We start from the raw sequence: 26,755 nt of genomic DNA on the forward strand, positions 1-26,755 counted from the left end.
TGCCGCCGCGGACTTTTGTCATACGCAACGGCACATTATGCCAGCAGGGCGCAAGCGCGCCCTACAGACTACTCTTTCTCGGCAATGTACGGATCCTCATAGCCCAGAGCAAGCATTATCTCTGTCTCGAGGGATTCCATCTCTTCTGCTTCGTCATCTTCAATGTGGTCGTAACCCAGCAGATGCAGGCTGCCGTGCACTACCATATGCGCCCAGTGGGCCTCGAGCGGCTTCTGCTGCTCCTGCGCTTCCTGCTCCACCACCTGACGACAGATGATCAAATCACCCAGCAGCGGCAGTTCAATGCCCGGCGGCGCTTCGAACGGGAAAGAGAGGACGTTAGTCGGCTTATCTTTCCCGCGGTAGGTCAGGTTCAGCTCGTGGCTTTCTGCTTCATCCACCAGGCGAATCGTCACTTCTGACTCTTCCTGAAACTGGGGGATGACGGCATTCAGCCACGCCTGGAACTGGCTCTCTTCCGGCAGGCCGGAAGACTCTTCACATGCCAGTTGTAAATCGAGGATCACCTGACTCATTTCTGCTCTTGCTCCTGGGCTTCGCGTTTGCGTTCCGCTGCCTGTTCTGCTTTACGTTTTTGATCTGCTGCTTCCCACGCTTCATACGCCGTGACGATACGGGCTACCACCGGGTGGCGCACTACGTCTTCGCTGTGGAAGAAGTTAAAGCTGATTTCGTCCACTTCGCTCAGCACTTCGATGGCATGGCGCAGACCGGATTTGGTGCTGCGCGGCAGGTCGATCTGGGTGATGTCGCCGGTGATCACCGCTTTGGAGTTAAAGCCAATACGGGTCAGGAACATCTTCATCTGTTCGATGGTGGTGTTCTGGCTCTCATCCAGAATGATGAACGCATCGTTCAATGTGCGCCCGCGCATGTAGGCCAGCGGGGCTACTTCGATGACGTTACGTTCGATCAGTTTTTCGACCTTCTCGAAGCCAAGCATTTCGAACAGCGCATCGTACAGCGGACGCAGATACGGGTCGACTTTCTGGCTCAGATCGCCGGGTAAAAAGCCGAGCTTTTCGCCCGCTTCCACCGCAGGGCGGGTAAGCAGAATACGGCGGATCTCCTGGCGCTCCAGGGCATCCACGGCGGCCGCTACCGCAAGGTAGGTCTTACCCGTACCCGCCGGGCCGACGCCGAAGGTGATGTCGTGGTCGAGAATATTGGCGATGTACTGCGCCTGGTTTGGCGTGCGGGGCTTAATTACCCCACGCTTGGTTTTGATATGGATGGCTTTGCCATATTCCGGAACGCTCTCAGCGCTCTGCTCCAGCACGCGCGCTTCTTTGATCGCCAGATGGATCTGTTCCGGCTCAATATCCTGAATTTCGCCGCGCATTGGCGCGGTATCGACGTACAGGCTATTGAGAATATCCGCAGCTGCATTAACGCAGATGGCGCGGCCGGTGAGTTTGAAATGGTTATCGCGACGGTTAATCTCGATTCCCAGACGTCGCTCCAGTTGTTTGATGTTGTCATCAAACGGCCCGCACAGGCTCAGCAGGCGAGCGTTGTCTGCTGGCTCAAGGGTAATTTCACGCGTATCTATATTCAAACCGTTCCTCTTAATGTCTCGGGTGTCATAAGGCAGTGGGTCTGTCTTATGAAATTATTCACGCCACAGGTTAAAGGCGCAAGCATTGCGAAGGATATGGGGGAGAACAGGGGGAAATGCAAGGCCTGCCAGAAACGGCAGGCCTCGGAGATTATGGCTGATAAACGCCGACACCCAGATCGCTTTCTTTACGGGTACGGGCAATGACCGACTCTGGCGATTCAACGACCCGCAGGCCCATTTCATCTTCGGTACGCACCAGTTTTCCACGCAGGGAGTTGGTCAGCACTTCAAGGATCTCGATATCAACAAACTTACCTACCAGATCCGGCGTGCCTTCGAAGTTCACCACGCGGTTGTTCTCCGTACGGCCAGAGAGCTGCATGATGCTCTTACGTGAAGTGCCTTCTACCAGCACGCGCTGAACGGTGCCGAGCATCCGACGGCTCCAGGCGTTCGCCTGCTGGTTGATGCGATCCTGCAGAATATAGAGACGCTGCTTTTTCACCTCATCCGGCACGTCATCAACCATATCGGCGGCAGGCGTGCCTGGGCGGGCAGAGAAGATGAAGCTGTAGCTCACGTCGAAGTTCACATCACCAATGACCTTCATGGTGCGCTCAAAATCCTCGTCCGTTTCACCCGGGAAGCCAACGATAAAGTCAGAGCTGATCTGGATATCCGGGCGCGCTTCACGCAGCTTGCGGATAATCGCTTTATATTCCAGCGCGGTGTGGGTGCGGCCCATCAGGTTCAGCACGCGGTCAGAACCACACTGGATAGGCAGATGCAGGAAGCTCACCAGCTCTGGCGTATCGCGGTAAACATCGATGATGTCATCGGTGAATTCGATCGGGTGGCTGGTGGTGAAGCGGATGCGGTCGATACCGTCGATAGCCGCGACCAGACGCAGCAGTTCAGCAAAGGTGCCGGTGCTGCCGTCATAGTTCTCGCCGCGCCAGGCGTTAACGTTCTGCCCGAGCAGGTTAACTTCGCGCACGCCCTGGGCCGCCAGCTGGGCGATCTCAAACAGGATGTCGTCGCATGGACGGCTGACTTCTTCGCCGCGGGTATAAGGCACCACGCAGTACGTACAGTACTTATTGCAGCCTTCCATGATTGAGACGAAGGCGGTCGGGCCATCCGCGCGCGGTTCCGGCAGACGGTCGAATTTTTCGATTTCCGGGAAGCTGACGTCGATGATCGCCTTGCGCTGGCCGGTCCCGCGTACGGAGTTGATCATCTCCGGCAGACGGTGCAGGGTTTGCGGGCCAAAAATTATGTCGACGTAGTGGGCGCGCTGACGGATCAGCTTGCCTTCCTGGGAGGCGACACAGCCGCCGACGCCGATGATCACTTCGGGTCTTTTCTGTTTGATCAGCTTCCAGCGGCCTAGCTGGTGAAAGACTTTCTCCTGCGCCTTCTCACGGATCGAGCAGGTGTTTAGCAGCAACACGTCTGCCTCTTCCGCCACGTCGGTGAGTTGATACCCATGGGTGGCATCCAGCAGATCGGCCATCTTTGATGAATCGTATTCGTTCATCTGACAGCCCCAGGTTTTAATATGGAGTTTTTTTGTCATCGACTTGCTCGTGCTCAGGATTGCAGGGCGCGTATTGTAATGCTTTGGTGCGGTTGTGACCAGTATGAAGCTTGTCAGCCTCAAGACCAAAAAAATCCGGTAAACTTAGGGGATTATCAAATAAGGACAAATGACCATGACAATCCAACAAGCCGGGATCGCCGTTGTCGGCGGCGGTATGGTCGGCGGCGCGCTGGCGCTGGGGCTGGCGCAACAGGGGTTCGACGTAACGGTGATCGAACAGGCGCTGCCGCCCGCTTTTGACGCTTCACAGCATCCGGATGTGCGCATCTCTGCGATCAGCGCTGCGTCGGTTGATCTGCTTCGCGGGCTGGGGGTCTGGGACGCGGTGCTGGCCATGCGCGCCCATCCGTATCGCCGCCTGGAGACCTGGGAGTGGGAAAATGCCCATGTGGTATTTGACGCCACGGAGCTTAAGCTCCCGCTGCTGGGCTACATGGTAGAAAATACGGTTCTGCAACAGGCGCTCTGGCAGGCACTGGAGGCGCATCCGCAGGTTACGCTGCGCGTCCCGGCGTCGGTGAAAAATCTTCACCGCCACAACGACCAGCATCTGGTTGAGCTGGATAACGGCGAGCAGCTGGCGGTGAAGCTGCTGATTGGTGCCGACGGCGCGAATTCCCGTGTACGCGAGCTGGCGGGTATCGGTATTCATGCCTGGCAGTATCAACAGTCCTGCATGCTGATTACCGTCGCCTGCGAGAACGATCCCGGTGACAGTACCTGGCAGCACTTTACGCCGAACGGCCCGCACGCCTTTTTGCCGCTGTTCGATCGCTGGGCATCCCTGGTGTGGTATGACACCCCGGCACGCATTCGCCAGCTGCAGGGGTTCACGATGGAACAGCTGCAGCGCGAAATCGCCCACCATTTCCCGGCGCGTCTGGGCAAGGTGACGCCGGTCGCCGCAGGGGCGTTCCCGCTGACGCGTCGTCATGCGCTGAAATATGCCCGCGAAGGGCTGGCGCTGGTCGGAGATGCGGCGCATACCATTCATCCGCTGGCGGGGCAGGGGGTTAACCTGGGCTATCGTGACGTAGAGGCCTTGCTGGACGTACTCAGCAACGCCCGCAGCCATGGCGAAGCCTGGGCCAGCCATCAGGTGCTCAAGCGTTATCAGACCCGACGAATGGCGGATAACTTCATTATGCAATCAGGGATGGATCTGTTTTACGCCGGATTCAGCAACGACCTTGGGCCGCTGCGTATCCTGCGGAACATCGGGTTGATAGCGGCACAGCGGGCGGGTGCCCTGAAGCGTCAGGCGCTGAAATACGCCTTAGGGCTTTAACACTCTTCCATGCCGGGTGAGGCGAAGCCGCCACCCGGCATTTAAATGCAGGAACGCAGAAAAGCAAAAAGCTCGCCGAAGCGAGCTTTTTTTGTGTGGCTGGGGTGCAGGGATTCGAACCCCGGAATGCTGGTATCAGAAACCAGAGCCTTACCGCTTGGCGACACCCCAATTGCGTTAAACAATACATCATTTAACGACTTTGTAAAATGGCTGGGGTACGAGGATTCGAACCTCGGAATGCTGGTATCAGAAACCAGAGCCTTACCGCTTGGCGATACCCCAACAATTTTTTTGGTTTTACCGACCGGAATCGATACAACCTTATATGGTGGCTACGACGGGATTCGAACCTGTGACCCCATCATTATGAGTGATGTGCTCTAACCAACTGAGCTACGTAGCCAGACTGCTTTCTTCGATGGCTGGGGTACCTGGATTCGAACCAGGGAATGCCGGTATCAAAAACCGGTGCCTTACCGCTTGGCGATACCCCAATAACCGCGGAGAACCGCAAAATCGAAGAAATATGGCTGGGGTACCTGGATTCGAACCAGGGAATGCCGGTATCAAAAACCGGTGCCTTACCGCTTGGCGATACCCCATCCGTGCAACGCTTACCTGGGAATGGTGCGGGAGGCGAGACTTGAACTCGCACACCTTGCGGCGCCAGAACCTAAATCTGGTGCGTCTACCAATTTCGCCACTCCCGCAAAAAAGATGGTGGCTACGACGGGATTCGAACCTGTGACCCCATCATTATGAGTGATGTGCTCTAACCAACTGAGCTACGTAGCCATCTTTTTTTCGCGTTACCTTATCGGCGTTGCGGGGCGCATTATGCGTATAGACCCTTGCAGCGTCAACACCTTTTTCAACGAAAATCTCTGGAATGTGACTGTTTGGTTAGGTTGCGAACAGCATGGCCGATTATTCGGCAATTATTGGTTATTAATCGTTTTTGTCCAGCGAAACGCGAGGCAAAAAAAGAGGCCCCGAAGGGCCTCATGGCGATCTGATGAATTACTTATAGGCGGACTGATGCACACCCACGGCACGCCCTGACGGATCGTTCATGGTTTTGAATGCTTCATCCCACTCAATGGCTTTCGCAGAGGAGCAGGCGACGGAAGGGCCGCCAGGAACACACTCTGCTGCGCTTGGCAGCGGGAACAGCTCTTCGAAGATCTCACGGTACAGATAAGCTTCTTTCGAACCCGGCGTGTTGTACGGGAAGCGGAAGCTGGCGGTTTCCAGTTGCTGATCGGAAATCTGCTTAGCGGCCACCTCTTTCAGGGTGTCGATCCAGCTGTAACCTACGCCGTCAGAGAACTGCTCTTTCTGACGCCATGCCACGCTTGCCGGCAGGTAAGATTCGAAGCATTCACGCAGAACGTGTTTCTCCATCTTGCCGTTGCCGCACATTTTGTCCTGCGGGTTGATACGCATGGCCACGTCGAGGAATTTTTTATCCAGGAAAGGCACGCGCGCTTCAACGCCCCAGGCAGACATCGCTTTGTTAGCACGGGCGCAGTCAAACATGTGCAGCGCCTGCAGTTTACGCACGGTCTCTTCGTGCAGCTCTTTGGCATCCGGCGCTTTGTGGAAGTACAGGTAGCCGCCAAAGACCTCATCTGAACCTTCGCCGGAGAGCACCATCTTGATGCCCATCGCTTTGATTTTACGTGACATCAGATACATCGGCGTGGAGGCGCGGATGGTGGTCACATCATAGGTTTCAATGTGATAAATAACGTCGCGGATCGCATCCAGCCCTTCCTGCACGGTGAAGTGAATTTCATGGTGCACGGTGCCGAGATGGTTTGCCACTTCCTGCGCGGCTTTCAGGTCCGGTGAACCTTCCAGGCCGACGGCGAAGGAGTGCAGCTGCGGCCACCAGGCTTCGGAGCGCTCCTGATCTTCCACGCGACGAGCAGCGTATTTTTTGGTGATCGCCGAGATAACGGACGAATCCAGACCGCCGGAGAGCAGCACGCCATACGGCACGTCTGACATCAGATGGCTTTTTACTGAATCTTCCAGCGCCTGGCGCAGTTCGTTTTTATCCGTGACATTGTCTTTAACGGCATCGTAGTCGAACCAGTCGCGCTGATAGTACTGGCGAATTTCGCCATCCTGGCTCCACAGGTAGCTGCCCGCCGGAAACTCTTTAATGGTGCGGCAAACCGGCACCAGGGCCTTCATTTCAGAGGCGACATAGAAGTTGCCGTGTTCATCGTGGCCCATATACAGCGGGATAATCCCGATATGGTCACGCCCAATCAGATACGCATCTTTTTCGCTGTCATACAGAGCGAAGGCAAACATGCCCTGCAGATCGTCCAGGAATTCCGGGCCTTTTTCCTGGTACATCGCCAGGATCACTTCGCAGTCTGAACCGGTCTGGAAGGTATAGCGATCGCCGTACTCCGCACGCAGCGCCTGATGGTTGTAGATTTCACCGTTGACCGCCAGCGCGTGGGTTTTTTCTCGTTATATAACGGCTGGGCACCGGCGTTGACGTCCACAATCGACAGACGCTCATGCGCCAGAATCGCTTTGTCGCTGGCGTAAACACCGGACCAGTCCGGGCCGCGATGGCGCATCAGACGGGACAGTTCCAGTGCTTTTTTACGCAGTTCGACTGCGTCAGTTTTGATATCCAGTACGCCGAAAATTGAACACATAACCTTCTCCATTAACCCTGTTGCAGTGTGATGTTGCTTGCTTATGAAAATGCCGCAAAAGGGGAGGAGCGGCAAGCGTTTTACCGGGTAAAAAACAAAAAGTGCAATGTCGATTGTCGAATGTTGAAAAAAGCGTACGTATTGAGCTGGTTTATTGATGATTATTCAGTGCCTGGCGTTTTCTATTAGATGGAGGGCTGTTTTAGTGGCGGTAAAATGAAAAAACCACGTCCGGGGACGTGGTTTCGGGTTACAGAACATCAATTTCCGCGACCGAGGGATAAATCCAGCTCGGCCTGAACGGCATCGAATCGATGTCGTCCAGAGTGGATACCCCCGACAACACCAGAATGGTTTCCAGTCCTGCCTGGAAGCCCGCCAGAATATCGGTGCGCAGGTTATCACCCACGATCACCGTATCTTCCGAGTGGGCCTGCATCTTGTTGAGCGCCGCACGGATGATCCACGGGCTGGGCTTACCGACATAAAAAGGCAGGCGGCCGGTCATCTTCTCGATGCCGGCGCAGAGCGCGCCGCAGGCCGGATAAAAGCCACGACCGTGGGTATCCGGGTTGGTGGCGATAAAGCGGGCGCCGTTGGCGACGAAGAAGGCCGCCTTGTGCATCATCTCCCAGTTATAGGAGCGCGTTTCGCCAACGATAACGAAGTCAGGATTGACGTCGGTGATGGTGAAGCCCGCTTTATAGAGCTCATGGATCAGTGCGCCTTCGCCGACCACATAGGCCTTTTTGCCTTCCTGACGCTTCAGGAAATCTGCGGTGGCCATTGCGGAGGTATAAAACACGCTGTCGGGGACATTAATACCGGCGGTGGCAAAACGGTTCGCCAGATCCTGACCTGTCTGCGACGGGAAGTTGGTGAGCAGAACCAGCGGCATGCCTTTTTCCATGATGCCGTTAAGAAATTCCGCTGCGCCCGGTACGGCAACGTTGTCGTGCATCAGCACGCCGTCGATATCACAAATAACATTCTTAATAGTCATGAACTTCCCGACATCCAAAAAAGAAGGCGACACTATAAAACGCTGTCAGCTTTCCAGCAAACGCTGCAAAAGGATACCGTTAAGCATGGCGCGTTTTACCAGCGCAAAGGCGCCAATCGCGGAGCGGTCGTTCAGCGCGGAACGAACGACAGGCAGATTCTGGCGAAACGCCTTCAGCGCCTGAGTATTAATGCACCCTTCGATAGCGGGCAGCAGCACTTTTTCGGCTTCAGTAATTTCACCGGCGATCACCACTTTTTGTGGGTTAAACAGGTTGATCGCGATAGCAATGGTTTTGCCCAGATGGCGGCCAACCTGTTCGATCACTTCACAGGCCAGTGCATCACCTTTATTGGCAGCCCGGCAGATGGCGTTGATTTTGCAGTCATCGAGCGTGACCCTGCTCTGATAACCCTGTTCCAGCAGGTGGCGGACGCGATGTTCAATGGCGGCGTTAGCGGCGACGGTTTCCAGACAGCCAAAGTTGCCGCAGTGGCAGCGCTCACCCAGCGGATCAACCTGAATGTGGCCAATCTCGCCCACGTTACCGTTACGGCCGATAAAGATGCGCCCGTTGGAGATGATACCGGCACCGGTCCCCCGGTGAACGCGCACCAGAATTGAGTCTTCACAATCCTGGCTCGCACCAAAGTAGTGCTCTGCCAGGGCCAGGCTGCGGATATCGTGGCCGACAAAGCAGGTGACGGCGAAGCGCTTTTCCAGGGCGTCGATCAGCGCCCAGTTCTCCACCTGAATATGCGGCATATAGCGGATCACCCCGCTCTCGGGGTCGACGAGCCCGGGCAGGATCACAGAAATGGCGATCAGCTCGCGGATTTTGCGCTGGCAGGATTCGATGAACTGCTCGATGGCGTTGAGCAGGGCATGTTCAAGGGTCTCCTGGGTGCGTTCCGGCAGCGCGTAGTGCTCTTCAGCAACGGCCTTGCTGCTCAGATCGTACAGGGTCAGAGTGGCGTCATGACGCCCAAGGCGTACGCCAATGGCGTGGAAATTGCGGGTTTCGGTAACGATGGAGATAGCGCGACGGCCCCCGGTGGAGGCCTGCTGATCCACTTCTTTGATCAACCCGCGCTCAATGAGCTGACGGGTAATTTTGGTCACGCTGGCGGGGGCAAGCTGGCTCTGTTCTGCAATCTGGATCCGAGAGATGGGTCCGTGCTGGTCGATCAGTCGATATACCGCCGCACTGTTTAGCTGCTTTACCAGATCAACGTTGCCAATTTGAGCTTGTCCGCCAGGTGTCATACTTTTGTTTACTCTGTAACGACCTCGTTACCATTAACGATGGTCTTGATGATTTTATAATCCTGTGTGAATGCGGTGAGGTTAGCGACCATTCCCGGGGCAATACTGCCCAACTGTTTGTCTACGCCAATCGCGCGTGCCGGATAGAGCGTCGCCATACGCAGCACTTCATCAAGGGCAATGCTGCAGTGTTCAACCAGATTACGCACGCCTTCGATCATGGTCAGAGCCGAACCGCTTAACGTTCCGTTCTCATCCACACAGAGTCCATTCCGGTAGTATATTGTTTTACCAGCAAAAATGAACTGTTCAATATTTGCCCCTGCCGGTGCCGTTGCGTCGGTCACCAGGCACAGCTTGTCGCCTTTCAGACGTTTGGCGTTACGCACGTTGGCGTAATCGACGTGTAAACCGTCGGCAATGATGCCGCAGTAGACGTCTGGCTCATCGAAGATCGCCCCGGCCAGACCCGGCTCACGCCCGGTAATATACGGCATGGCGTTATAAAGATGCGTTGCGAAGGTGATACCCGCGCGGAAGCCCACTTTGGCCTCTTTCAGCGTGGCGTTGGAGTGGCCGGCAGAGACCACAATGCCCGCGCCCGCCAGCTTGTGGATCACTTCCGGGTCGACCATTTCTGGCGCCAGGGTCACTTTGGTGATCACATCCGCATTCGCGCACAGGAAATCAACCAGCTCGTTGTCAGGTTGACGGACGAAATCCGGATTATGGGTGCCTTTCTTAACGATATTCAGCCACGGACCTTCAAGGTGCAGGCCCAGCGCCTGGTGCGGATATTTCGCCAGGTATTCACGCATCACGCGAACGCCTTGCTTCATCAGGTCATCGCTGGTGGTGATCAGCGTCGGCAGGTAGCTGGTGCAGCCCGATCTTTCATTGGCGCGCTGCATAATTTCCAGCGTTTCAACCGTTACGGCGTCTGCGGTATCGTTGAACTGCACGCCGCCGCAGCCGTTAAGCTGTACGTCGATAAAACCGGGGGAGATGATTGCTCCATTGAGCGAGCGTTGTTCGATGTCCGCTGGCAGTTCGGCCAGTGGGCAGACACGTTCAATCAGGCCATTTGCGATCACAATCGCATGGTCATCCAGAATTTCATGGCCGGTATAAATCCGACCGTGGGTTAAAGCGTACATAACGACCCCCGGTTTAAAAATAGCATCCCGTCTCTGCAGGCAGAGACGGCGTCACATTACAGACCTTTAATGTTTTCTGCTTCTAATTCGTTGAAATATTTTAACGTCTTGACTTTCAGTTCCATGGTGGACGGCTCATCACACACCACAACTGCTTTCGGATGCAGCTGCAGGCAGCTGATGGTCCACATGTGGTTGACGTTGCCTTCTACTGCCGCCTGAAGCGCCTGCGCTTTTACGCTGCCCAGCACCAGAATCATCACTTCTTCCGCGTCCAGCAGGGTACCCACGCCAACGGTCAGTGCGTATTTTGGCACCTGGTTAACGTCGCCATCAAAGAAACGGGAGTTTGCCACACGGGTGTCATGGGTCAGTGTTTTGATGCGGGTACGGGAGGCCAGGGAAGAGGCTGGCTCGTTAAACGCGATGTGGCCATCGTTGCCTACGCCACCCATGAACAGATGGATTTTGCCGTAAGCACGGATTTTTTCTTCATAATGACGGCATTCAGCGTCGATATCCGGTGCATTACCATCCAGCAGGTTAATGTTTCCCGGTTTAATATCAATGTGATCAAAGAAATTACGGTGCATGAAGCTATGGTAGCTTTCCGGATGATCTTTTGGCAGGCCAACGTACTCGTCCATGTTGAAGGTAACAACATGTTCGAAGCTAACCTGGCCCGCTTTATGCATCTCAACCAGGGCTTTATAGGCGGTAAGAGGTGTGCCACCGGTAGGCAGACCGAGTACAAAAGGACGATCGGCTGTAGGTTTGAACGCGTTAATACGGTTTACGATATGGCGAGCAGCCCATTTGCCGGCTTGTTCTGCGGTTGCCAGGGGGATCAGTCTCATTATTCACCTCTGAAGTTTAGTAAGAGTTGGCGGATTGCTTGTCGGGGCATGATCTAAGCCTAACCTGGTTCACACCGAGAGGGGGCAATTCGTCTTGATTTTTCGTATCATAAAATAAGTTTTCGCTGTTTGCCAGTCCAGGGGAGGGGGATAAACAATATTTGGTGACAAAACTCACAAAAAGTACGCGTTTAATTTGCGATACGAATTAATTTTCCACACACTCTCAAAGCCAGTGAATCATCAACTGTATTTACAAGTTAGTGACACAATAAAAACACAGCTGAGAATACACCGTTAACGGGGTCTCATAGGGGGAACAAATTGAGCATTTTAGGTTACTTACAAAAGGTAGGCCGCGCCTTGATGGTGCCGGTCGCCACGCTGCCAGCGGCAGCGATTCTGATGGGTGTCGGTTACTGGATTGACCCGGTGGGTTGGGGTGGGGACAACGCGTTAGCGGCGTTCTTCATCAAGTCTGGTTCCGCCATTATCGATAACATGTCCGTACTGTTTGCCATTGGTGTGGCTTATGGTATGTCCAAAGATAAAGACGGTGCTGCGGCACTGACCGGTTTTGTGGGCTTCCTTGTGCTGACCACGCTCTGTTCCCCGGCTGCGGTTTCAATGATCCAGAAGATCTCTGCGGACCAGGTTCCGGCAGCGTTCGGTAAGATCAGCAACCAGTTCGTGGGTATCCTGGTAGGTATCATCTCCGCTGAGCTCTACAACCGCTTCAGCGGCGTTGAGCTGCCAAAAGCGCTCTCCTTCTTCAGCGGTCGTCGTCTGGTGCCGATCCTGACCTCCTTCGTGATGATCGTTGTGGCCTTCATTCTGATGTACATCTGGCCGGTGATCTTCGACGGTCTGGTGAACTTCGGTGAGCACATCCAGAAACTGGGTTCCGTCGGTGCGGGCGTGTATGCGTTCTTCAACCGTCTGCTGATCCCGGTCGGTCTGCACCACGCGCTGAACTCCGTATTCTGGTTTGACGTTGCCGGCATTAACGATATCCCTAACTTCCTCGGCGGTGCACAGTCGATTGCTGCTGGCAAAGCAGAAATCGGTATTACGGGTCGTTATCAGGCGGGCTTCTTCCCGATTATGATGTTCGGTCTGCCGGGTGCAGCGCTGGCTATCTACCACTGCGCGCGTCCTGAGAACAAAGCGAAGGTACTGGGGATTATGATGGCGGGCGCATTCGCGGCCTTCTTCACCGGTATCACCGAGCCGCTGGAATTCTCCTTCATGTTCGTGGCACCCGTACTGTACGTGATCCACGCTGTACTGACCGGTATCTCCGTGTTCATCGCGGCCTCCATGCAGTGGATTGCGGGCTTCGGCTTCAGCGCCGGCCTGGTGGATATGGTGCTCTCTTCCCGTAACCCGCTGGCGGTTCACTGGTACATGCTGATCCTGCAGGGTCTGGTGTTCTTCGCTATCTACTACGTGGTGTTCCGCTTCACCATCACCAAATTCAACCTGATGACTCCGGGTCGTGAGCTGGCGGTTGCCGGTAGCGAAGCCGATGGTCAGGACGTGAACGTGAGTGCTGCTACCACCGAAGACGTTTCTGGTCTGGCGCGTCAGTACATCGCTGCGGTTGGTGGTTCAGACAACCTGACCGGTATCGATGCCTGCATCACCCGTCTGCGTCTGACCGTGAAAGACTCCTCTCTGGTCAACGAAGCGATGGCGAAGCGTCTGGGTGCGTCTGGCGTTATCCGCCTGAACAAAACCAGTGTGCAGATCATCGTTGGCTTCGTGGCTGAGAAGATCGCTAATGCAATGAAAACCACCGGTCCTGTCGCTGCCGCTGCCGCATCTCCGGCGCCTGCCGCCGCACCTGTTGCCGCTAAGCCACAGGCTGTTGCCAACGCCACCACCATCGCAGCGCTGGTTTCGCCAGTGACCGGCGACGTGGTTGCCCTGGAGCAGGTTCCTGATGAGGCCTTCGCCAGCAAAGCGGTGGGTGATGGCGTAGCGGTTAAACCAACGGATAAAACCGTGGTTTCTCCGGCAGCCGGTACCATCGTTAAGATCTTTAACACCAACCATGCGTTCTGCCTGGAAACTGAGAAAGGCGCGGAGATCGTTGTCCACATGGGTATCGATACCGTTGCGCTGGGTGGCCAGGGCTTTAAACGCCTGGTCGAAGAGGGTGCAGAAGTGGTTGCGGGTCAGCCGGTTCTGGAGATGGATCTCGACTTCCTGAACGCCAATGCGCGCTCCATGATTAGCCCGGTTGTCTGCAGCAATATCGACGACTTCAGCGGCCTGGTTATCAAGGCGCAGGGTCAGGTGGTTGCCGGTCAGACACCTCTGTATGAAATTAAAGGCAAATGAGTGCTCCTGAGTAAGCGTTAATGCCTGAGCGGCGGGGAATATCCCCGCCGCTTTTTTTTGCAGCAATCGCCCCCATAATTCTCTCCAGAGACCTTTTTTTGCATAACTAAAGGTTGTCACTACGGCCGGCTTATAAGATCATATGCCGTTATACGTCGTTTACGCTTTGAGGAATCCACGATGAGTGAGGCTGAAGCCCGCCCGAGCAACTTTATCCGTCAGATCATTGATGAAGATCTGGCCACTGGTAAGCACACCACTGTTCATACCCGTTTTCCGCCGGAGCCGAACGGCTACTTGCACATTGGTCATGCGAAATCGATCTGCCTGAACTTCGGCATCGCGCAGGACTACCAGGGTCAATGCAACCTGCGTTTCGATGACACCAACCCGGTGAAAGAAGATATCGAATACGTAGAGTCCATTAAGAACGACGTGCAATGGTTGGGCTTCAACTGGTCTGGCGACATCTGCTACTCCTCTGACTATTTTGACCAGCTGTATGCCTACGCCGTAGAGCTGATCAACAAGGGTCTGGCCTACGTTGACGAGCTTTCCGCTGACGAAATCCGCGAATACCGTGGCTCCCTGACCGCGCCGGGCAAAAACAGCCCGTACCGCGATCGCAGCGTGGAAGAGAACCTGGCGCTGTTTGAAAAAATGCGTGCCGGTGGCTTCGAAGAGGGTAAAGCCTGCCTGCGTGCCAAAATCGATATGGCGTCGCCGTTTATCGTTATGCGCGACCCGGTGTTGTACCGCATTAAGTTCGCCGATCACCATCAGACCGGCAGCAAGTGGTGCATCTACCCGATGTACGACTTCACCCACTGCATCAGCGATGCGCTGGAAGGCATTACTCACTCCTTATGTACGCTGGAGTTCCAGGACAACCGTCGTCTCTACGACTGGGTGCTGGATAACATCTCCATTCCGGTACATCCACGTCAGTACGAGTTCTCTCGTCTGAATCTGGAATACACCGTGATGTCCAAGCGTAAGCTGAACCTGCTGGTCACCGACAAGCACGTTGAAGGCTGGGATGACCCGCGTATGCCGACCATCTCCGGTCTGCGTCGTCGTGGCTATACCGCTGCCTCAATCCGTGAGTTCTGCAAACGCATCGGCGTGACCAAGCAGGACAACACCATCGAGATGGCGTCGCTGGAGTCCTGTATCCGTGAAGATCTGAACGAAAACGCGCCGCGCGCAATGGCCGTTATCGATCCGGTGAAACTGGTTATCGAAAACTACCCGCAGGGCGAAAGCGAGCTGGTGGCCATGCCTAACCATCCGAGCAAGCCGGAGATGGGCAGCCGTGACGTGCCGTTCAGCGCCGAGATCTGGATCGATCGCGCCGACTTCCGCGAAGAAGCGAACAAGCAGTACAAGCGTCTGGTGATGGGCAAAGAAGTGCGCCTGCGTAATGCTTACGTGATTAAAGCCGAGCGTGTTGAAAAAGACGCAGAAGGCAATATCACCACTATCTTCTGCACCTACGATGCCGAGACCCTGAGCAAGGATCCGGCTGATGGTCGCAAAGTGAAGGGCGTGATCCACTGGGTGAGCGCAGCACATGCGCTGCCGGTTGAAATCCGTCTGTACGATCGTCTGTTCAGCGTGCCAAACCCGGGCGCGGCAGAGGACTTCCTGGAAGTGATTAACCAGGATTCGCTGGTGATCAAACAGGGCTTTGCTGAACCATCCCTGAAAGACGCCGTTGCCGGTAATGCGTACCAGTTTGAGCGTGAAGGCTACTTCTGCCTCGACAGCCGCTACGCCACCGCGGACAAACTGGTATTTAACCGTACCGTCGGTTTGCGTGATACCTGGGCGAAAGTCGGTGAATAACTGATTATTGTTCTGATAAACGCCGCGCACAGCGGCGTTTTTTTTTGCATCACGATCAAGCTCTTAATTATATAAATGTTCGCGATGCGAATTAATTCCATTTCTTAAAACTATTCTCTTTCTCTTCCTTTGCACAAATTCCAGGTAATAACTTCCGGATAAGCTGCTTAAAACCTGCCTGTTAAAAATAAATAGCTCATTCCGAACATTATTTTAATTAAAAATTCTCCTCCATTCGCTTTGTTACAAATGGCAATCAAATATGTGCGCTTTGTCATAATCCTGACTTTTGATCGCGGAAAAGCATTGATAATTCGCGTCGCGAAAAATAGTCTAAAGGCAGGAGATGTAAGCGGGTATTTCCGGTTGCCTCCACTTTTAACTTTTTGTTTTTCGCCGTTTAAGGCGCTTTAAATACGTCAAAGAGGATTAATTATGCGTACGTTTAGTGGCAAACGTAGTGCGCTTGCGCTGGCTATTGCCGGTGTTACAGCAATGTCAGGCTGGATGGTTTCTCCGAAAGCCCAGGCCGAAGGTTTTATTGATGATTCAACCCTCACGGGTGGTGTCTATTACTGGCAGCGTGAACGTGACCGTAAAGATGTCGAGGCAGATAAATACAAAACTAACCTGGCTCACTCCACCTGGAACGCCAACCTTGATTTCCAGTCTGGCTATGCTGCCGACATGTTCGGTCTTGATTTAGCGGCCTTCACCGCCATTGAAATGGCAGAAAATGGCGACAGCGGCCACCCGAACGAAATTGCATTCTCCTCCAGCAACAAAGCTTACAAAGAAGACTGGTCCGGCGATAAGAGCGGGATCAGCCTGTACAAAGCGGCTGCAAAATTCAAATATGGTCCGGTGTGGGCGCGCGGCGGCTGGCTGCAGCCAACCGGCCAGACCCTGTTAGCACCGCACTGGAGCTTTATGCCGGGTACTTACCAGGGCGCGGAAGCCGGGGCGAACTTTGACTACGGTGACAGCGGGGCGCTGAGCTTCTCGTACATGTGGACCAACGAGTACAAAGCGCCGTGGCACCTCGAGATGGACAAGTTCTATCAGAATGACAGAAAGACCCGCGTCGATTATCTCCACTCCTTTGGCGCGAAGTACGACTTCAAAAATAACCTGATTCTGGAAGCCGCTTTTGGTCAGGCTGAAGGCTTCATCGATCAGTACTTTGCCAAAGCCAGCTACAAATTCGATATCGTGGGCGGCCCGCTCTCTACCAGCTATCAGTTCTACGGCACGCGTGATAAAGCCGACAGCGGCACCGTAAATGATATTTACGACGGCACGGCATGGCTGCAGGCGCTGACCCTGGGTTACAAAGTCGGTCAGGTCGATTTACGCCTGGAAGGGACTTATGTGAAAGCGGAAGGCCAGCAGGGCTACTTCCTGCAGCGTATGACCCCAACCTATGCATCCTCCAACGGTCGTCTGGACGTGTGGTGGGATAACCGCTCCGACTTCAACGCCAACGACGAAAAAGCGGTCTTCTTCGGGGCGATGTACGACCTGAGCAACTGGAACCTGGCAGGCTGGAGCGTCGGTGCCTCTTATGTTTACGCATGGGATGCAAAACCAGCAGACTGGCTGATCAACAGCGCGGGCCAGCGTGAAGATATCGCCTCTAACAAGATCAAAGAGTCGGCCTACAGCCTGGATGCGATCTACACCCTGCAGGACGGTCGCGCGAAAGGGACCATGTTCAAACTGCACTTCACGCAGTATGACAACCACTCCGACATCCCAAGCTACGGCGGCGGTTACGGCAACATCTTCCAGGACGAGCGTGACGTGAAGTTTATGGTTATCGCACCGTTCACCATCTTCTGATGACTAACCCGGCGGGGGATAACCCCGCCGACCGGAGACCGCTATGCTGAAAAAAATCGTACTGGTCGCGCTGCTGGCATCAGGACTGACCGCCTGCGCACAACCGCAGACCCAGAAAGAAGACACCCGTCTTAAAGAGGCCTACAGCGCCTGCATCAATACTGCTGAAGGTTCACCAGAAAAAATCGAAGCCTGCCAGAGCGTGCTGAACGTGCTGCGCGAGGATAAGGCGCACGAACAGTTTGCGACCCAGGAGACCGTGAGAGTGGCCGATTACCAGGCCTGTATCATGGCGCGTAAAACGGGTAACAATCAGGACGTCACCAAAAACTGCGATAAGATCTGGCAGGAGATCCGTAGCAACAACGGTAAGTAAAGCTGTTTGCCACGCCCGGTGGCGTTGCGTTTACCTGAGCCTGCACATTCACAGGCCCGGTAAGCGTAGCGCCGCCGGGCTTTTTTACGTTATTACAGGCAAAAAAAAGCCAACCTTCAGGTTGGCTCAGCGTGTGCGGATGAATTATTTCGCGTCGTGCGCGTGGTCATCTTCGCGGCAGTCACCTTCGGCGCAGTGGCCATACAGGTACAGACTGTGGTTGGTCAGACGAATGCCATGACGTGCGGCAATTTCACGCTGACGGGATTCGATAGAGTCGTCGCTGAATTCGATCACTTTGCCGCAGTCAAGGCAAATCAGGTGATCGTGGTGATGCTGCTGCGTCAGTTCGAATACGGATTTACCGCCTTCGAAATTATGACGCGTAACGATGCCTGCATCGTCGAACTGGTTCAGTACACGGTAAACGGTAGCCAGACCAATCTCTTCGCCCATGTCGATCAGACGTTTGTATAAGTCTTCCGCACTGACATGATGGTTATCCGGACCCTGAAGCACTTCCAGGATTTTTAACCGTGGAAGCGTGACTTTCAGTCCGGCCTTCTTTAATGCGGTGTTGTTGTCAGTCATGCGGAATCTGTCCTGTTGCTAAACGATTCACTTCTAAAGAAGAAGTGACAGAAAATGCACCTGGGATAATGCGTCTCATTATAGAACTGCCATGACGTAATGAAAACTGCAAGTCTCAAGTAAAGTATGCTTATAAAAACGTGGTACCGCCAACAAACTTGTTACAGGGTGACCCGTTTGAACTTGGATCATTGTACAGGTATGACAGCAAAAGTTAAAAATTTGTAGCAATTATTTTGATTGCTTATACCTATCAATGCGGCGCAACTTAATCATTGCGCCGCAACTTCATCAGGCATTAAGAATATCGTCGAGGTGCAACTCTTCGCGGACCTGCTTAACCCATTTATCTACACGCTCAGCGGTCAGTTCCGGCTGGCGGTCTTCATCAATGGCGAGACCGACGAAGTTGTTATCATCGGCCAGACCTTTGGACGCTTCGAAGTGGTAACCGGCCGTTGGCCAGTGGCCGACGATGACGGCGCCGCGCGGTTCAATGATGTCGCGAATGGTGCCCAGCGCATCGCAGAAGTACTCCGCGTAGTCTTCCTGATCGCCACAGCCGAACAGGGCAACCAGTTTGCCGTTAAAGTCGATCTCTTCCAGAGACGGGAAGAAGTCGTCCCAGTCGCACTGCGCTTCGCCGTAGTACCAGGTCGGGATGCCCAGCAGCAGGATATCGTAACCTTCGATATCTTCTTTGCTGCTTTTCGCAATGTCATGCACATCGGCAACGTCTTTACCTAGCTGTTTTTGAATGTTTTTTGCGATATTTTCGGTGTTACCCGTGTCGCTGCCGAAAAAAATGCCGATGATTGCCATGAGTAAAATAACCTCTTGAAACTTAATGGTATGGTGGCGCAATTTAGCCACGGATAAGGGCAATCATAGCAGAACAGAGAAGCCTGCGGAAACTGCTATCACCCAGGACTGCACTCTGTGCTACATGAAAGCAACAAGAAGGGGAGTTTTCTGACTTACGCTTTACCGTGCCATTTCTCAAGCTGTGAAATCAGCATCTCTTCAATAAGCTCACTGCGGCTGATCTCACGGGCATTCGCCAGCTCGTTCAGCGCATCGACGGCGTCAGCATTCAGTTTCAGCTCGACGCGTTTAAGCCCGCGGCTTTTATCGCGTTTAAGCTGATTGCGCTTGTTGATGCGCAGCTGTTCATCACGCGAAAGCGGATTGGTTTTCGGTCGTCCCGGGCGACGCTCATTCGCGAACAGATCTATTGTCGTGCGGTCCGTGTGTTCTTTGGCCATGATTTTGAGACTTCGGGGGAAACAAGACACCCTGCTAATGCCCGGGCGATAAGCGCGCCATCATACATCACCGAAAACGGCACGCCAACGACTGGAGGCCCACGGGCGACCAGTCGCTCTCTTTTAATCAATTATTGATGTCAGCGAGGTACCGACGGATGGCGCGCAGCACCGCGTCCGGTTTTTCGGCATGAACCCAGTGCCCGGCTCCGGCAATCACATGCGCACGCGCCTCGGGGAATTGCGCCAGCAGCGCATCACGGTACGCCTCGGTTACATAGGGCGAGTTGCCGCCGGTAATAAAGAGGGTCGGGTGCGGCCACGCCGGAACCGACTCCCAGCCGACGATATGGTCATACTGATCCCACAGCACCGGCACGTTGAAGCGCCACTCGCCGTCCACAAAGGATTTCAGCAGGAACTGCACCACGCCTTCTTCGTCCAGATGCTCACGCATCAGCGCGGCAGCCTGCTGGCGGGTGCTGACGCCCGCGTCCGTCACGGCATTAATGGCGGCGAAGATCTCATCGTGGCGGCGCACGTCATAATCTACCGGCGCTACGTCGATCACCACCAGGCCGGCGATACGCTCTGGCGCAAGGGCCGTCAGCGCCATCACCGCTTTGCCGCCCATCGAATGACCAATCAGGATCGCTTTTTCGATATGGTGTTCATCCAGCGTATCCAGCAGATCCTGCGCCATGTCGGCGTAGGTCATCTGCGGCGAGCGCGGCGACAGACCGTGGTTGCGCATATCCACCTGCAGCAGCGCGTGGTCGGTCACCAGATCCCGTGCCAGCACGCCAAGGTTATCCAAGCTACCAAACAGGCCATGAACCAGGACGATGGGAGAATTATTGTGCGGCGATTGTGCAGATTGCGCTCGGGTATTCAATTTCATGGCAAAGTTCTTTTTTTACGTATGTCAGGTTAGGGTATCATGTTGACCATTCTGCCGCCCGGCTGCAAGGAAACAGTTAATTCTGACTTTTGCCGCCATTCTGGCTTGACGCTATCCGCTGTTGGGTTTTGAACTTATACTCCCAACGACTTGTATTCAGATAAGATATCGCACTGGATTAAGATGAAAACAATCGAAGTTGATGACGAGCTTTATCAGTATATCGCCAGCCAGACGCGGCATATCGGTGAGAGCGCGTCCGACATTTTACGGCGCATGCTGAAAATTGCCGCCGCCTCGCAGCCTGCCGCTCCGGCCATCAAAGAGACGCGCCAGCCTGTTGCCGTCGCGCAGGAAAAGCCGCTGTCGCCTGTCAAAGACAAAGTGCGTGCGATGCGCGAATTGCTGCTTTCTGACGAATACGCTGAGCAGAAGAAAGCAGTTAACCGCTTTATGCTGGTGCTGACTACACTCTATTCACTGGATAACAACGCGTTTGCCGATGCGACGGAATCCCTGCATGGCCGTACCCGCGTCTATTTCGCGGGTGACGAGCAGACGCTGTTACAGAATGGCAATCAAACTAAACCCAAGCACCTGCCTGGTACACCGTACTGGGTGATCACCAATACCAATACCGGACGTAAGCGCAGCATGATCGAACACATCATGCAGTCGATGCAGTTCCCGGTGGAATTGATTGATAAGGTTTGCGGTACTATCTAACCCTTGCATCAGAAGGACCAGGCAATGGCAAATCACAATCGTGCGGGTCAACCTGCACAACAGAGCGATTTGATTAACGTCGCCCAGCTTACCGCGCAGTACTACGTGCTGAAGCCGGAAGTGGGTAACGCAGAACACGCAGTTAAGTTTGGTACATCCGGCCACCGCGGCAGTGCGGTTCGCCACAGCTTTAACGAGCCGCATATTCTGGCCATTGCTCAGGCCATCGCGGAAGAACGCGCCAAAAATGGCGTCACCGGTCCGTGCTACGTGGGTAAAGATACGCACGCCCTGTCAGAGCCTGCTTTTATTTCCGTCCTGGAAGTGCTGGCCGCTAACGGCGTGGACGTCGTGATTCAGGAAAACAACGGCTATACGCCGACCCCTGCCGTCTCTAACGCCATTCTGGTGCATAACCAGAAGGGTGGGGCGCAGGCTGACGGCATTGTGATTACGCCGTCCCACAACCCGCCGGAAGATGGCGGTATCAAATACAATCCACCTAATGGCGGCCCGGCTGACACCAACGTCACCAAAGTGGTGGAAGATCGTGCCAATGCCCTGCTGGCCGACGGCCTGAAAGGCGTGAAGCGTATCTCTCTGGACGAAGCGATGGCCTCCGGCCACGTGAAAGAGCAGGATCTGGTGCAGCCGTTTGTTGAAGGGCTGGCGGATATCGTCGATATGGCGGCGATCCAGAAAGCCGGTCTCAAACTTGGCGTCGACCCGCTCGGCGGTTCCGGTATCGAATACTGGAAACGTATTGCGGAGCACTACAAGCTGGATCTGACCATCGTTAACGATCATGTCGATCAGACCTTCCGCTTTATGCATCTGGATAAAGACGGCGCAATCCGTATGGACTGCTCCTCCGAGTGCGCGATGGCCGGTCTGCTGGCGCTGCGCGACAAGTTCGACCTCGCGTTTGCTAACGACCCGGACTACGACCGTCACGGCATCGTCACCCCTGCGGGCCTGATGAATCCAAACCACTATCTGGCCGTGGCGATCAACTATCTGTTCCAGCATCGTCCACAGTGGGGCGCAGAGGTTGCCGTAGGCAAGACCCTGGTCTCCTCCGCAATGATCGACCGCGTGGTTAACGACCTGGGCCGTAAGCTGGTGGAAGTGCCGGTTGGCTTCAAATGGTTTGTTGACGGTCTGTTCGACGGCAGCTTCGGCTTTGGCGGCGAAGAGAGCGCGGGCGCATCCTTCCTGCGCTTCAACGGCACGCCGTGGTCCACCGATAAAGACGGCATCATCATGTGCCTGCTGGCAGCGGAGATCACCGCCGTTACCGGTAAGAACCCGCAGGAGCACTACGACGAGCTGGCAGCCCGTTTCGGTGCCCCGAGCTACAACCGTCTGCAGGCCTCTGCCACCTCCGCCCAGAAAGCGGCGCTGTCTAAGCTGTCACCAGAGATGGTCAGCGCCAGCACCCTGGCGGGTGACCCGATCACCGCGCGTCTGACCGCCGCACCGGGTAACGGTGCGTCGATTGGCGGCCTGAAGGTGATGACCGAAAACGGCTGGTTCGCGGCGCGTCCATCCGGTACGGAAGATGCGTACAAGATCTACTGTGAAAGCTTCCTCGGCGCGGAACACCGCCAGCAGATTGAGAAAGAAGCGGTAGAGATTGTCAGCGAAGTACTGAAGAACGCGTAATCATCAAAAACGGCAACCCGGTTGCCGTTATTCGTAGGCCCGGTAAGCGTTAGCGCCACCGGGCTTTTTTGTGCCGGGCGGCGCTGCGCTTGCCCGGCCTACGGTTTTTTAGCTCATTCTATTCTTCAGCTCAAAGCGCGGTGAAACCAGCCCGTAGAGCGTCCAGCCCATAAAGGTCACCATCGCGCCGTACAGCATCGCTTCCTGCCCGGAAGAGTAGAGCGCGTAGAAGCTGTAAATCGCCCCCACCAGCGCCACGATATTGGCGACTTTCGCTTTGCCAGGGTCGACTTTTGCCACCTTCTGAATGATCACCAGCGCCGCCATCGACAGAATGTACGGGATGATATTGGTCACTACCGCCAGGTTGACCAGCACGTTGAACTGGCTGTTCAGCGACGGGCTAATGGTCATTAACGACAGGCCGCTCTGGAAAATCACAATCGCCAGCATTCCCTGCACCGGTGCATCGGCTTTGGTCACGCGGGAGAAGATTTTCGGGAAGTAACCCGCATCAGCCGAGGTTTTGAATACCTGAGCGATGGTGAACTGCCAGCCGAGGAGCGAACCGCAGCAGGACATCACCATCAGGCCCATGATCACTTTCCCCACTTCCGGGGTGAACATCTGGGCGAAGGCTAAACCGAACGGGGCGGTGGAGTTGGCCAGATCCATGTTTGGCACAATCCCTGCGATCACGTTGGTGGAGACGATATAGATCACCGCCGCGCCCAGGGTACCGCCCAGCACCGCAATCGGCACGTTCTTTTCAGGATTTTCCACCACTTCGGCGTTAGCGCATGCGGATTCCAGCCCCAGGAAGGCCCAAAGCGTCATCGCGATGGACGAGCCGACAGCGGTAAAGAACGGCACATGGTGTGGGTTCCAGGAGTTGGCGTACAGCGTCGGACTGAACCAGAACCAGCCGATAATGCACAGTCCCACCACCGGGATAATGACCCCCCAGACGGTGATGCTGCTGAGCTGTCCGGTAATGCGTGCCCCGCCAAAGTTGGCGACGGTGCACAGCCACAGCACGCAGATAGTGGCGATGCCGATCTGCACCGGGCTGAGCGTGGCGCCGAACAGCTCTGTGCCGTAGCCCACCGCCGAAATCGCAATCGCGACGTTAGCGATCAGCAGCGACACACCGTAGGTATAGTTGGCCATAAAGTTGCCCGACTTGCCGAAGGCATACTCGGCATAACCGCCCATCCCGCCTGATTTGCGGCTGAACATCCCGCACTTGGCGAAGGCCCACGCCAGCGCCATCGAGCCAACCGCCGTCACCAGCCAGGAGATAATCGAGATGGTACCCACTTCCGCGAGTTTGGTTGGCAGCATGATAATGCCCGATCCCATCATGTTGACCATGGTGAGAATAGTGAGCTGCACCACGCCCATCTTGTTGGACTTACTCATAATGTCTCTCCTTTCAGCAGCGCAGGCTGAGCGGCAGGTTGTTTGATGACGTAGCAGCGAACCTGCTTGCGTCCGTCACACTCTTCGACGTACACGCCCTGCAGTTCCGGGGCGAAGCCCGGCAGCAGGTTGATGCCCTCTTCAAGCGCTGCGAAGTAGCGCAGTACCGACCCGCCCCAGATTTCGCCCGGGACGACGCACAGCACGCCCGGTGGATAAGGAAGCGCACCTTCGGCGGCAATCCGACCCTCCGCATCACGCAGAGAGACCAGCTCGACCTCGCCGCGCAGGTAGGCAAAGTTCGCCTCCTGCGGGTTCATCATCACCCGCGGGAAATGCGATTTACGGAACATCTCTTTTTGCAGTTGTTTCACGTTATGACGGGCGTAAAGCTCGTGCATCTCCAGGCAAATCTGGCGCAGGGTATAACCGGCATAGCGCTCCGGATACTGCTTACAGATCGACGGTAGCACCTCCTTCAGCGGGGCATCGGTCTGGAGCAGCTTTTCGAAGCGCACCAGCTGGGCGACCAGCTGCTGCAGTTTGCCCATGTCCTCGGCTGGCGTGAGCAGGAACAGGATCGAGTTGAGATCGCATTTTTCCGGAACGATGCCGTTTTCACGCAGGAAGTTAGCCAGAATGGTGGCCGGCACCCCAAACTCCTCGTACTCGCCTGTGCGGGCATTGATACCTGGCGTGGTCAGCAGCAGCTTGCACGGGTCGATAAAGTACTGGTGCTCGGCATAGCCTTCAAAGGCGTGCCAGTTTTCACCCGGAACGAAGTGGAAGAAGCGCAGGTTGGTGGCAATGTCGGCGGTGCTGGAGCTTTCCCATGGACGTCCATCCACCGTTTCCGGCACAAACGGGCGGATAAACTGACAGTTTTGTAGGATCAGCTTGCGCGCTTCGATACCGTTTACCACGCAATCCATCCACATGTTGCGGCCGCTCTGGCCCTCATGCATGCGGGCGTTGATATCCAGGGCGGCAAACAGCGGATAGAACGGGCTGGTGGAGGCGTGCATCATAAAAGCGTTATTCAGGCGTTTATGCGGAACATAGCGCTGCTGGCCCTTGATGTGCCGGTCTTTCTTGTGGATCTGCGACGTCTGCGAGAAGCCTGCCTGCTGTTTATGCACCGACTGGGTGACCAGAATTCCCGGGTCGTTCTCGTTCAGCTCCAGCAGCAGTGGTGAGCAGTCGGCCATCATCGGGATAAACTGCTCGTAGCCCACCCAGGCGGAGTCAAACAGGATGTAATCGCACAGATGACCGATCTTATCCACCACCTGACGGGCGTTATAGATGGTGCCATCGTAGGTGCCGAGCTGGATCACCGCCAGGCGGAACGGGCGCCGATCGCGGGTGCGGCCGGGGGCAACTTCTGACACCCGTTCCCGCAGATAGCGCTCGTCAAAGCAGTGGGCATCGATACCGCCGATAAAGCCGTACGGATTACGTGCGGTTTCCAGATACACCGGTGTTGCGCCCGCCTGCAGCAGCGCGCCGTGATGGTTGGATTTATGGTTATTACGATCGAACAGCACCAGATCGCCGGGGGTGAGCAGGGCGTTCAGTACCACCTTGTTGGAGGAAGAAGTGCCGTTCAGCACGAAGTAGGTTTTATCCGCATTGAAGACTTTCGCCGCATGCTGCTGGGCGATGCACGGCGCACCTTCGTGGATCAGCAGATCGCCCATCGCCACGTCGGCATTGCACAGATCTGAGCGGAACAGCGTCTCGCCAAAGAAATCAACAAACTGATTTCCCGCAGGGTGACGGCGGAAAAACTGCCCGCCCTGATGCCCCGGGCAGTCAAAGGCGCTGTTACCCTGCGCGACATAGTCCACCAGCGCGCGGAAGAACGGCGGGCGTAGCTGGGTTTCGTACTTCTGAGCGGCCGCTTCCAGCTGGCGACCGTAGAAGTCATTGCAGTTGTCGGCGCATTCAAATACACCCTGAATGCGCGATAAATACTCTGCAGGAACAATTTCCTCTTTATGCGTGGAAATAAAAACGGGAATACCAAATCCCGTAGCGTCTATTTTTCGATGGTGCCATTGTAAATATCGCTCACCGCCAGTACGACTGCCGCGACATCAATATAATCTGAGTCGTTCACGTCCACCATCTCGCGAGTGGTGGTAAAGCAGTGCGGGCAGGTACGGCTGGTGGCAATTTTTAACGTTTTCATCTTTCGCTCTTTATTTTAAGTAATAGAGGTCCTTCGATTTCCTGTTAAAAAGAAATCGCTAGTGTCCGGAAAAAAGCAAAGTCGGGCCTCTGATAAAAAATCAGTGCATTGCTTTTTGGTGAATAAAATCCAGTCC

Annotated in this window: 19 protein-coding genes, 7 tRNA genes and 2 pseudogenes; 7 read left to right on the forward strand and 21 right to left on the reverse strand. The window is 55.1% G+C overall.

Annotation, left to right across the window (positions count from 1 at the left end; genetic code table 11):
* Window positions 1–68: 68 nt before the first annotated feature.
* The 3 genes from ybeY to miaB all read right to left on the reverse strand — a co-directional run bounded on the left by ybeY (window position 69) and on the right by miaB (window position 3,161).
* Window positions 69–536 carry an rRNA maturation RNase YbeY gene (gene ybeY, locus K5I40_RS13955; protein ID WP_039031350.1) on the reverse strand — a complete coding sequence of 156 codons (468 nt, stop codon included), beginning with the start codon at window positions 534–536 and terminating at the stop codon, window positions 69–71.
* A complete protein-coding gene (locus tag K5I40_RS13960; RefSeq protein ID WP_138369595.1) occupies window positions 533–1,579 on the reverse strand; it encodes a PhoH family protein in 1,047 nt (348 codons plus the stop codon). The genes ybeY and K5I40_RS13960 overlap by 4 nt, the downstream gene beginning before the upstream one ends.
* Before the next feature lie 151 nt (window positions 1,580–1,730).
* Window positions 1,731–3,161 carry a tRNA (N6-isopentenyl adenosine(37)-C2)-methylthiotransferase MiaB gene (gene miaB, locus K5I40_RS13965; protein WP_039031348.1) on the reverse strand — a complete coding sequence of 477 codons (1,431 nt, stop codon included), beginning with the start codon at window positions 3,159–3,161 and terminating at the stop codon, window positions 1,731–1,733.
* Between the two features lie 136 nt (window positions 3,162–3,297).
* On the opposite strand from miaB, the gene ubiF reads away from it, so the two are divergent.
* Window positions 3,298–4,473, forward strand: a complete 1,176-nt coding sequence (ubiF, locus tag K5I40_RS13970) for a 3-demethoxyubiquinol 3-hydroxylase (protein ID WP_223074883.1) — start codon at window positions 3,298–3,300, stop codon at window positions 4,471–4,473.
* 96 nt (window positions 4,474–4,569) lie between these two features.
* On the opposite strand, the gene K5I40_RS13975 is transcribed toward ubiF, so the two are convergent.
* From K5I40_RS13975 to nagB, 12 genes and pseudogenes are all read right to left on the reverse strand, one after another.
* Window positions 4,570–4,644, reverse strand: a tRNA-Gln gene (locus K5I40_RS13975).
* Window positions 4,645–4,683: 39 nt separating this feature from the next.
* Window positions 4,684–4,758 (reverse strand) — tRNA-Gln (locus K5I40_RS13980).
* A gap of 44 nt (window positions 4,759–4,802) precedes the next feature.
* Window positions 4,803–4,879: transfer RNA gene (locus tag K5I40_RS13985), tRNA-Met, on the reverse strand.
* Between the two features lie 16 nt (window positions 4,880–4,895).
* Window positions 4,896–4,970: transfer RNA gene (locus K5I40_RS13990), tRNA-Gln, on the reverse strand.
* A 33-nt stretch (window positions 4,971–5,003) separates the two neighbouring features.
* Window positions 5,004–5,078: transfer RNA gene (locus K5I40_RS13995), tRNA-Gln, on the reverse strand.
* A 23-nt stretch (window positions 5,079–5,101) separates the two neighbouring features.
* Window positions 5,102–5,186: transfer RNA gene (locus K5I40_RS14000), tRNA-Leu, on the reverse strand.
* Window positions 5,187–5,194: 8 nt separating this feature from the next.
* Window positions 5,195–5,271: transfer RNA gene (locus tag K5I40_RS14005), tRNA-Met, on the reverse strand.
* 225 nt (window positions 5,272–5,496) lie between these two features.
* Window positions 5,497–7,160: pseudogene (gene asnB, locus K5I40_RS14010) on the reverse strand (asparagine synthase B).
* A gap of 250 nt (window positions 7,161–7,410) precedes the next feature.
* Entirely contained in the window at window positions 7,411–8,163 is a 753-nt protein-coding gene (nagD, locus tag K5I40_RS14015) for a ribonucleotide monophosphatase NagD (RefSeq protein WP_039031345.1), read from the reverse strand.
* Between the two features lie 45 nt (window positions 8,164–8,208).
* A complete protein-coding gene (locus tag K5I40_RS14020) occupies window positions 8,209–9,429 on the reverse strand; it encodes an N-acetylglucosamine repressor (RefSeq protein ID WP_039031344.1) in 1,221 nt (406 codons plus the stop codon).
* Window positions 9,430–9,437: 8 nt separating this feature from the next.
* Window positions 9,438–10,586, reverse strand: coding sequence for an N-acetylglucosamine-6-phosphate deacetylase (gene nagA, locus K5I40_RS14025; RefSeq protein ID WP_223074882.1), 1,149 nt, complete (start codon window positions 10,584–10,586; stop codon window positions 9,438–9,440).
* Between the two features lie 56 nt (window positions 10,587–10,642).
* On the reverse strand, window positions 10,643–11,443 hold the full coding sequence (gene nagB / locus K5I40_RS14030) for a glucosamine-6-phosphate deaminase (protein WP_223074881.1): 801 nt from the start codon (window positions 11,441–11,443) through the stop codon (window positions 10,643–10,645).
* Between the two features lie 324 nt (window positions 11,444–11,767).
* Between nagB and nagE the strand changes: the two genes are divergently transcribed.
* The 4 genes from nagE to chiQ all read left to right on the forward strand — a co-directional run bounded on the left by nagE (window position 11,768) and on the right by chiQ (window position 17,855).
* Window positions 11,768–13,789, forward strand: a complete 2,022-nt coding sequence (nagE, locus tag K5I40_RS14035; RefSeq protein WP_223074880.1) for an N-acetylglucosamine-specific PTS transporter subunit IIBC — start codon at window positions 11,768–11,770, stop codon at window positions 13,787–13,789.
* Window positions 13,790–13,969: 180 nt separating this feature from the next.
* Window positions 13,970–15,637, forward strand: a complete 1,668-nt coding sequence (glnS, locus tag K5I40_RS14040; RefSeq protein ID WP_223074879.1) for a glutamine--tRNA ligase — start codon at window positions 13,970–13,972, stop codon at window positions 15,635–15,637.
* A gap of 435 nt (window positions 15,638–16,072) precedes the next feature.
* Complete coding sequence (gene chiP, locus K5I40_RS14045) at window positions 16,073–17,479, forward strand: chitoporin ChiP (protein ID WP_139564559.1); 1,407 nt, start codon at window positions 16,073–16,075, stop codon at window positions 17,477–17,479.
* Between the two features lie 43 nt (window positions 17,480–17,522).
* Entirely contained in the window at window positions 17,523–17,855 is a 333-nt protein-coding gene (gene chiQ, locus K5I40_RS14050; RefSeq protein ID WP_171029940.1) for a ChiQ/YbfN family lipoprotein, read from the forward strand.
* A gap of 144 nt (window positions 17,856–17,999) precedes the next feature.
* Here chiQ and fur read toward each other — a convergent pair whose 3' ends face one another.
* The 4 genes from fur to ybfF form a co-directional block, all read right to left on the reverse strand.
* Entirely contained in the window at window positions 18,000–18,446 is a 447-nt protein-coding gene (fur, locus tag K5I40_RS14055) for a ferric iron uptake transcriptional regulator (protein WP_010428651.1), read from the reverse strand.
* Window positions 18,447–18,737: 291 nt separating this feature from the next.
* Window positions 18,738–19,268: a flavodoxin FldA gene (gene fldA, locus K5I40_RS14060; RefSeq protein ID WP_039029310.1), complete on the reverse strand. Its 531-nt coding sequence runs from the start codon at window positions 19,266–19,268 to the stop codon at window positions 18,738–18,740.
* A 155-nt stretch (window positions 19,269–19,423) separates the two neighbouring features.
* Window positions 19,424–19,711 carry a LexA regulated protein gene (ybfE, locus tag K5I40_RS14065; protein ID WP_039029311.1) on the reverse strand — a complete coding sequence of 96 codons (288 nt, stop codon included), beginning with the start codon at window positions 19,709–19,711 and terminating at the stop codon, window positions 19,424–19,426.
* Window positions 19,712–19,838: 127 nt separating this feature from the next.
* Window positions 19,839–20,612: an esterase gene (ybfF, locus tag K5I40_RS14070; protein ID WP_039029312.1), complete on the reverse strand. Its 774-nt coding sequence runs from the start codon at window positions 20,610–20,612 to the stop codon at window positions 19,839–19,841.
* Window positions 20,613–20,795: 183 nt separating this feature from the next.
* Between ybfF and seqA the strand changes: the two genes are divergently transcribed.
* Window positions 20,796–21,338 (forward strand): replication initiation negative regulator SeqA, encoded by a 543-nt coding sequence (gene seqA / locus K5I40_RS14075; protein WP_039029313.1) that lies wholly within the window; start codon window positions 20,796–20,798, stop codon window positions 21,336–21,338.
* Window positions 21,339–21,362: 24 nt separating this feature from the next.
* Window positions 21,363–23,003 (forward strand): phosphoglucomutase (alpha-D-glucose-1,6-bisphosphate-dependent), encoded by a 1,641-nt coding sequence (gene pgm / locus K5I40_RS14080; RefSeq protein WP_039029314.1) that lies wholly within the window; start codon window positions 21,363–21,365, stop codon window positions 23,001–23,003.
* Window positions 23,004–23,111: 108 nt separating this feature from the next.
* Here the strand turns inward: pgm and potE are convergent, their stop codons facing one another.
* The gene (gene potE, locus K5I40_RS14085) at window positions 23,112–24,425 is read right to left on the reverse strand and encodes a putrescine-ornithine antiporter (RefSeq protein WP_039029315.1); all 1,314 of its coding nucleotides are present in this window, start codon (window positions 24,423–24,425) and stop codon (window positions 23,112–23,114) included.
* Window positions 24,422–26,619: pseudogene (gene speF / locus K5I40_RS14090) on the reverse strand (ornithine decarboxylase SpeF). The gene potE and the pseudogene speF overlap by 4 nt, the downstream one beginning before the upstream one ends.
* Window positions 26,620–26,755 lie beyond the last annotated feature (136 nt).

Source organism: Leclercia sp. LTM14, from assembly GCF_023736175.1.
Taxonomy (GTDB): Bacteria; Pseudomonadota; Gammaproteobacteria; order Enterobacterales; family Enterobacteriaceae; genus Enterobacter; species Enterobacter barmai.

Bases quoted from the DNA above. Each gene is read 5' to 3' on its own strand.
- ybfE (WP_039029311.1), bottom strand. From the start codon at position 19,711: ATGGCCAAAGAACACACGGACCGCACGACAATAGATCTGTTCGCGAAT.
- nagB (WP_223074881.1), bottom strand. From the start codon at position 11,443: ATGAGACTGATCCCCCTGGCAACCGCAGAACAAGCCGGCAAATGGGCT.
- pgm (WP_039029314.1), top strand. From the start codon at position 21,363: ATGGCAAATCACAATCGTGCGGGTCAACCTGCACAACAGAGCGATTTG.
- chiP (WP_139564559.1), top strand. From the start codon at position 16,073: ATGCGTACGTTTAGTGGCAAACGTAGTGCGCTTGCGCTGGCTATTGCC.
- ybeY (WP_039031350.1), bottom strand. From the start codon at position 536: ATGAGTCAGGTGATCCTCGATTTACAACTGGCATGTGAAGAGTCTTCC.
- ybfF (WP_039029312.1), bottom strand. From the start codon at position 20,612: ATGAAATTGAATACCCGAGCGCAATCTGCACAATCGCCGCACAATAAT.
- nagD (WP_039031345.1), bottom strand. From the start codon at position 8,163: ATGACTATTAAGAATGTTATTTGTGATATCGACGGCGTGCTGATGCAC.
- fldA (WP_039029310.1), bottom strand. From the start codon at position 19,268: ATGGCAATCATCGGCATTTTTTTCGGCAGCGACACGGGTAACACCGAA.
- potE (WP_039029315.1), bottom strand. From the start codon at position 24,425: ATGAGTAAGTCCAACAAGATGGGCGTGGTGCAGCTCACTATTCTCACC.
- fur (WP_010428651.1), bottom strand. From the start codon at position 18,446: ATGACTGACAACAACACCGCATTAAAGAAGGCCGGACTGAAAGTCACG.
- glnS (WP_223074879.1), top strand. From the start codon at position 13,970: ATGAGTGAGGCTGAAGCCCGCCCGAGCAACTTTATCCGTCAGATCATT.
- chiQ (WP_171029940.1), top strand. From the start codon at position 17,523: ATGCTGAAAAAAATCGTACTGGTCGCGCTGCTGGCATCAGGACTGACC.
- nagA (WP_223074882.1), bottom strand. From the start codon at position 10,586: ATGTACGCTTTAACCCACGGTCGGATTTATACCGGCCATGAAATTCTG.
- K5I40_RS14020 (WP_039031344.1), bottom strand. From the start codon at position 9,429: ATGACACCTGGCGGACAAGCTCAAATTGGCAACGTTGATCTGGTAAAG.
- miaB (WP_039031348.1), bottom strand. From the start codon at position 3,161: ATGACAAAAAAACTCCATATTAAAACCTGGGGCTGTCAGATGAACGAA.
- ubiF (WP_223074883.1), top strand. From the start codon at position 3,298: ATGACAATCCAACAAGCCGGGATCGCCGTTGTCGGCGGCGGTATGGTC.
- seqA (WP_039029313.1), top strand. From the start codon at position 20,796: ATGAAAACAATCGAAGTTGATGACGAGCTTTATCAGTATATCGCCAGC.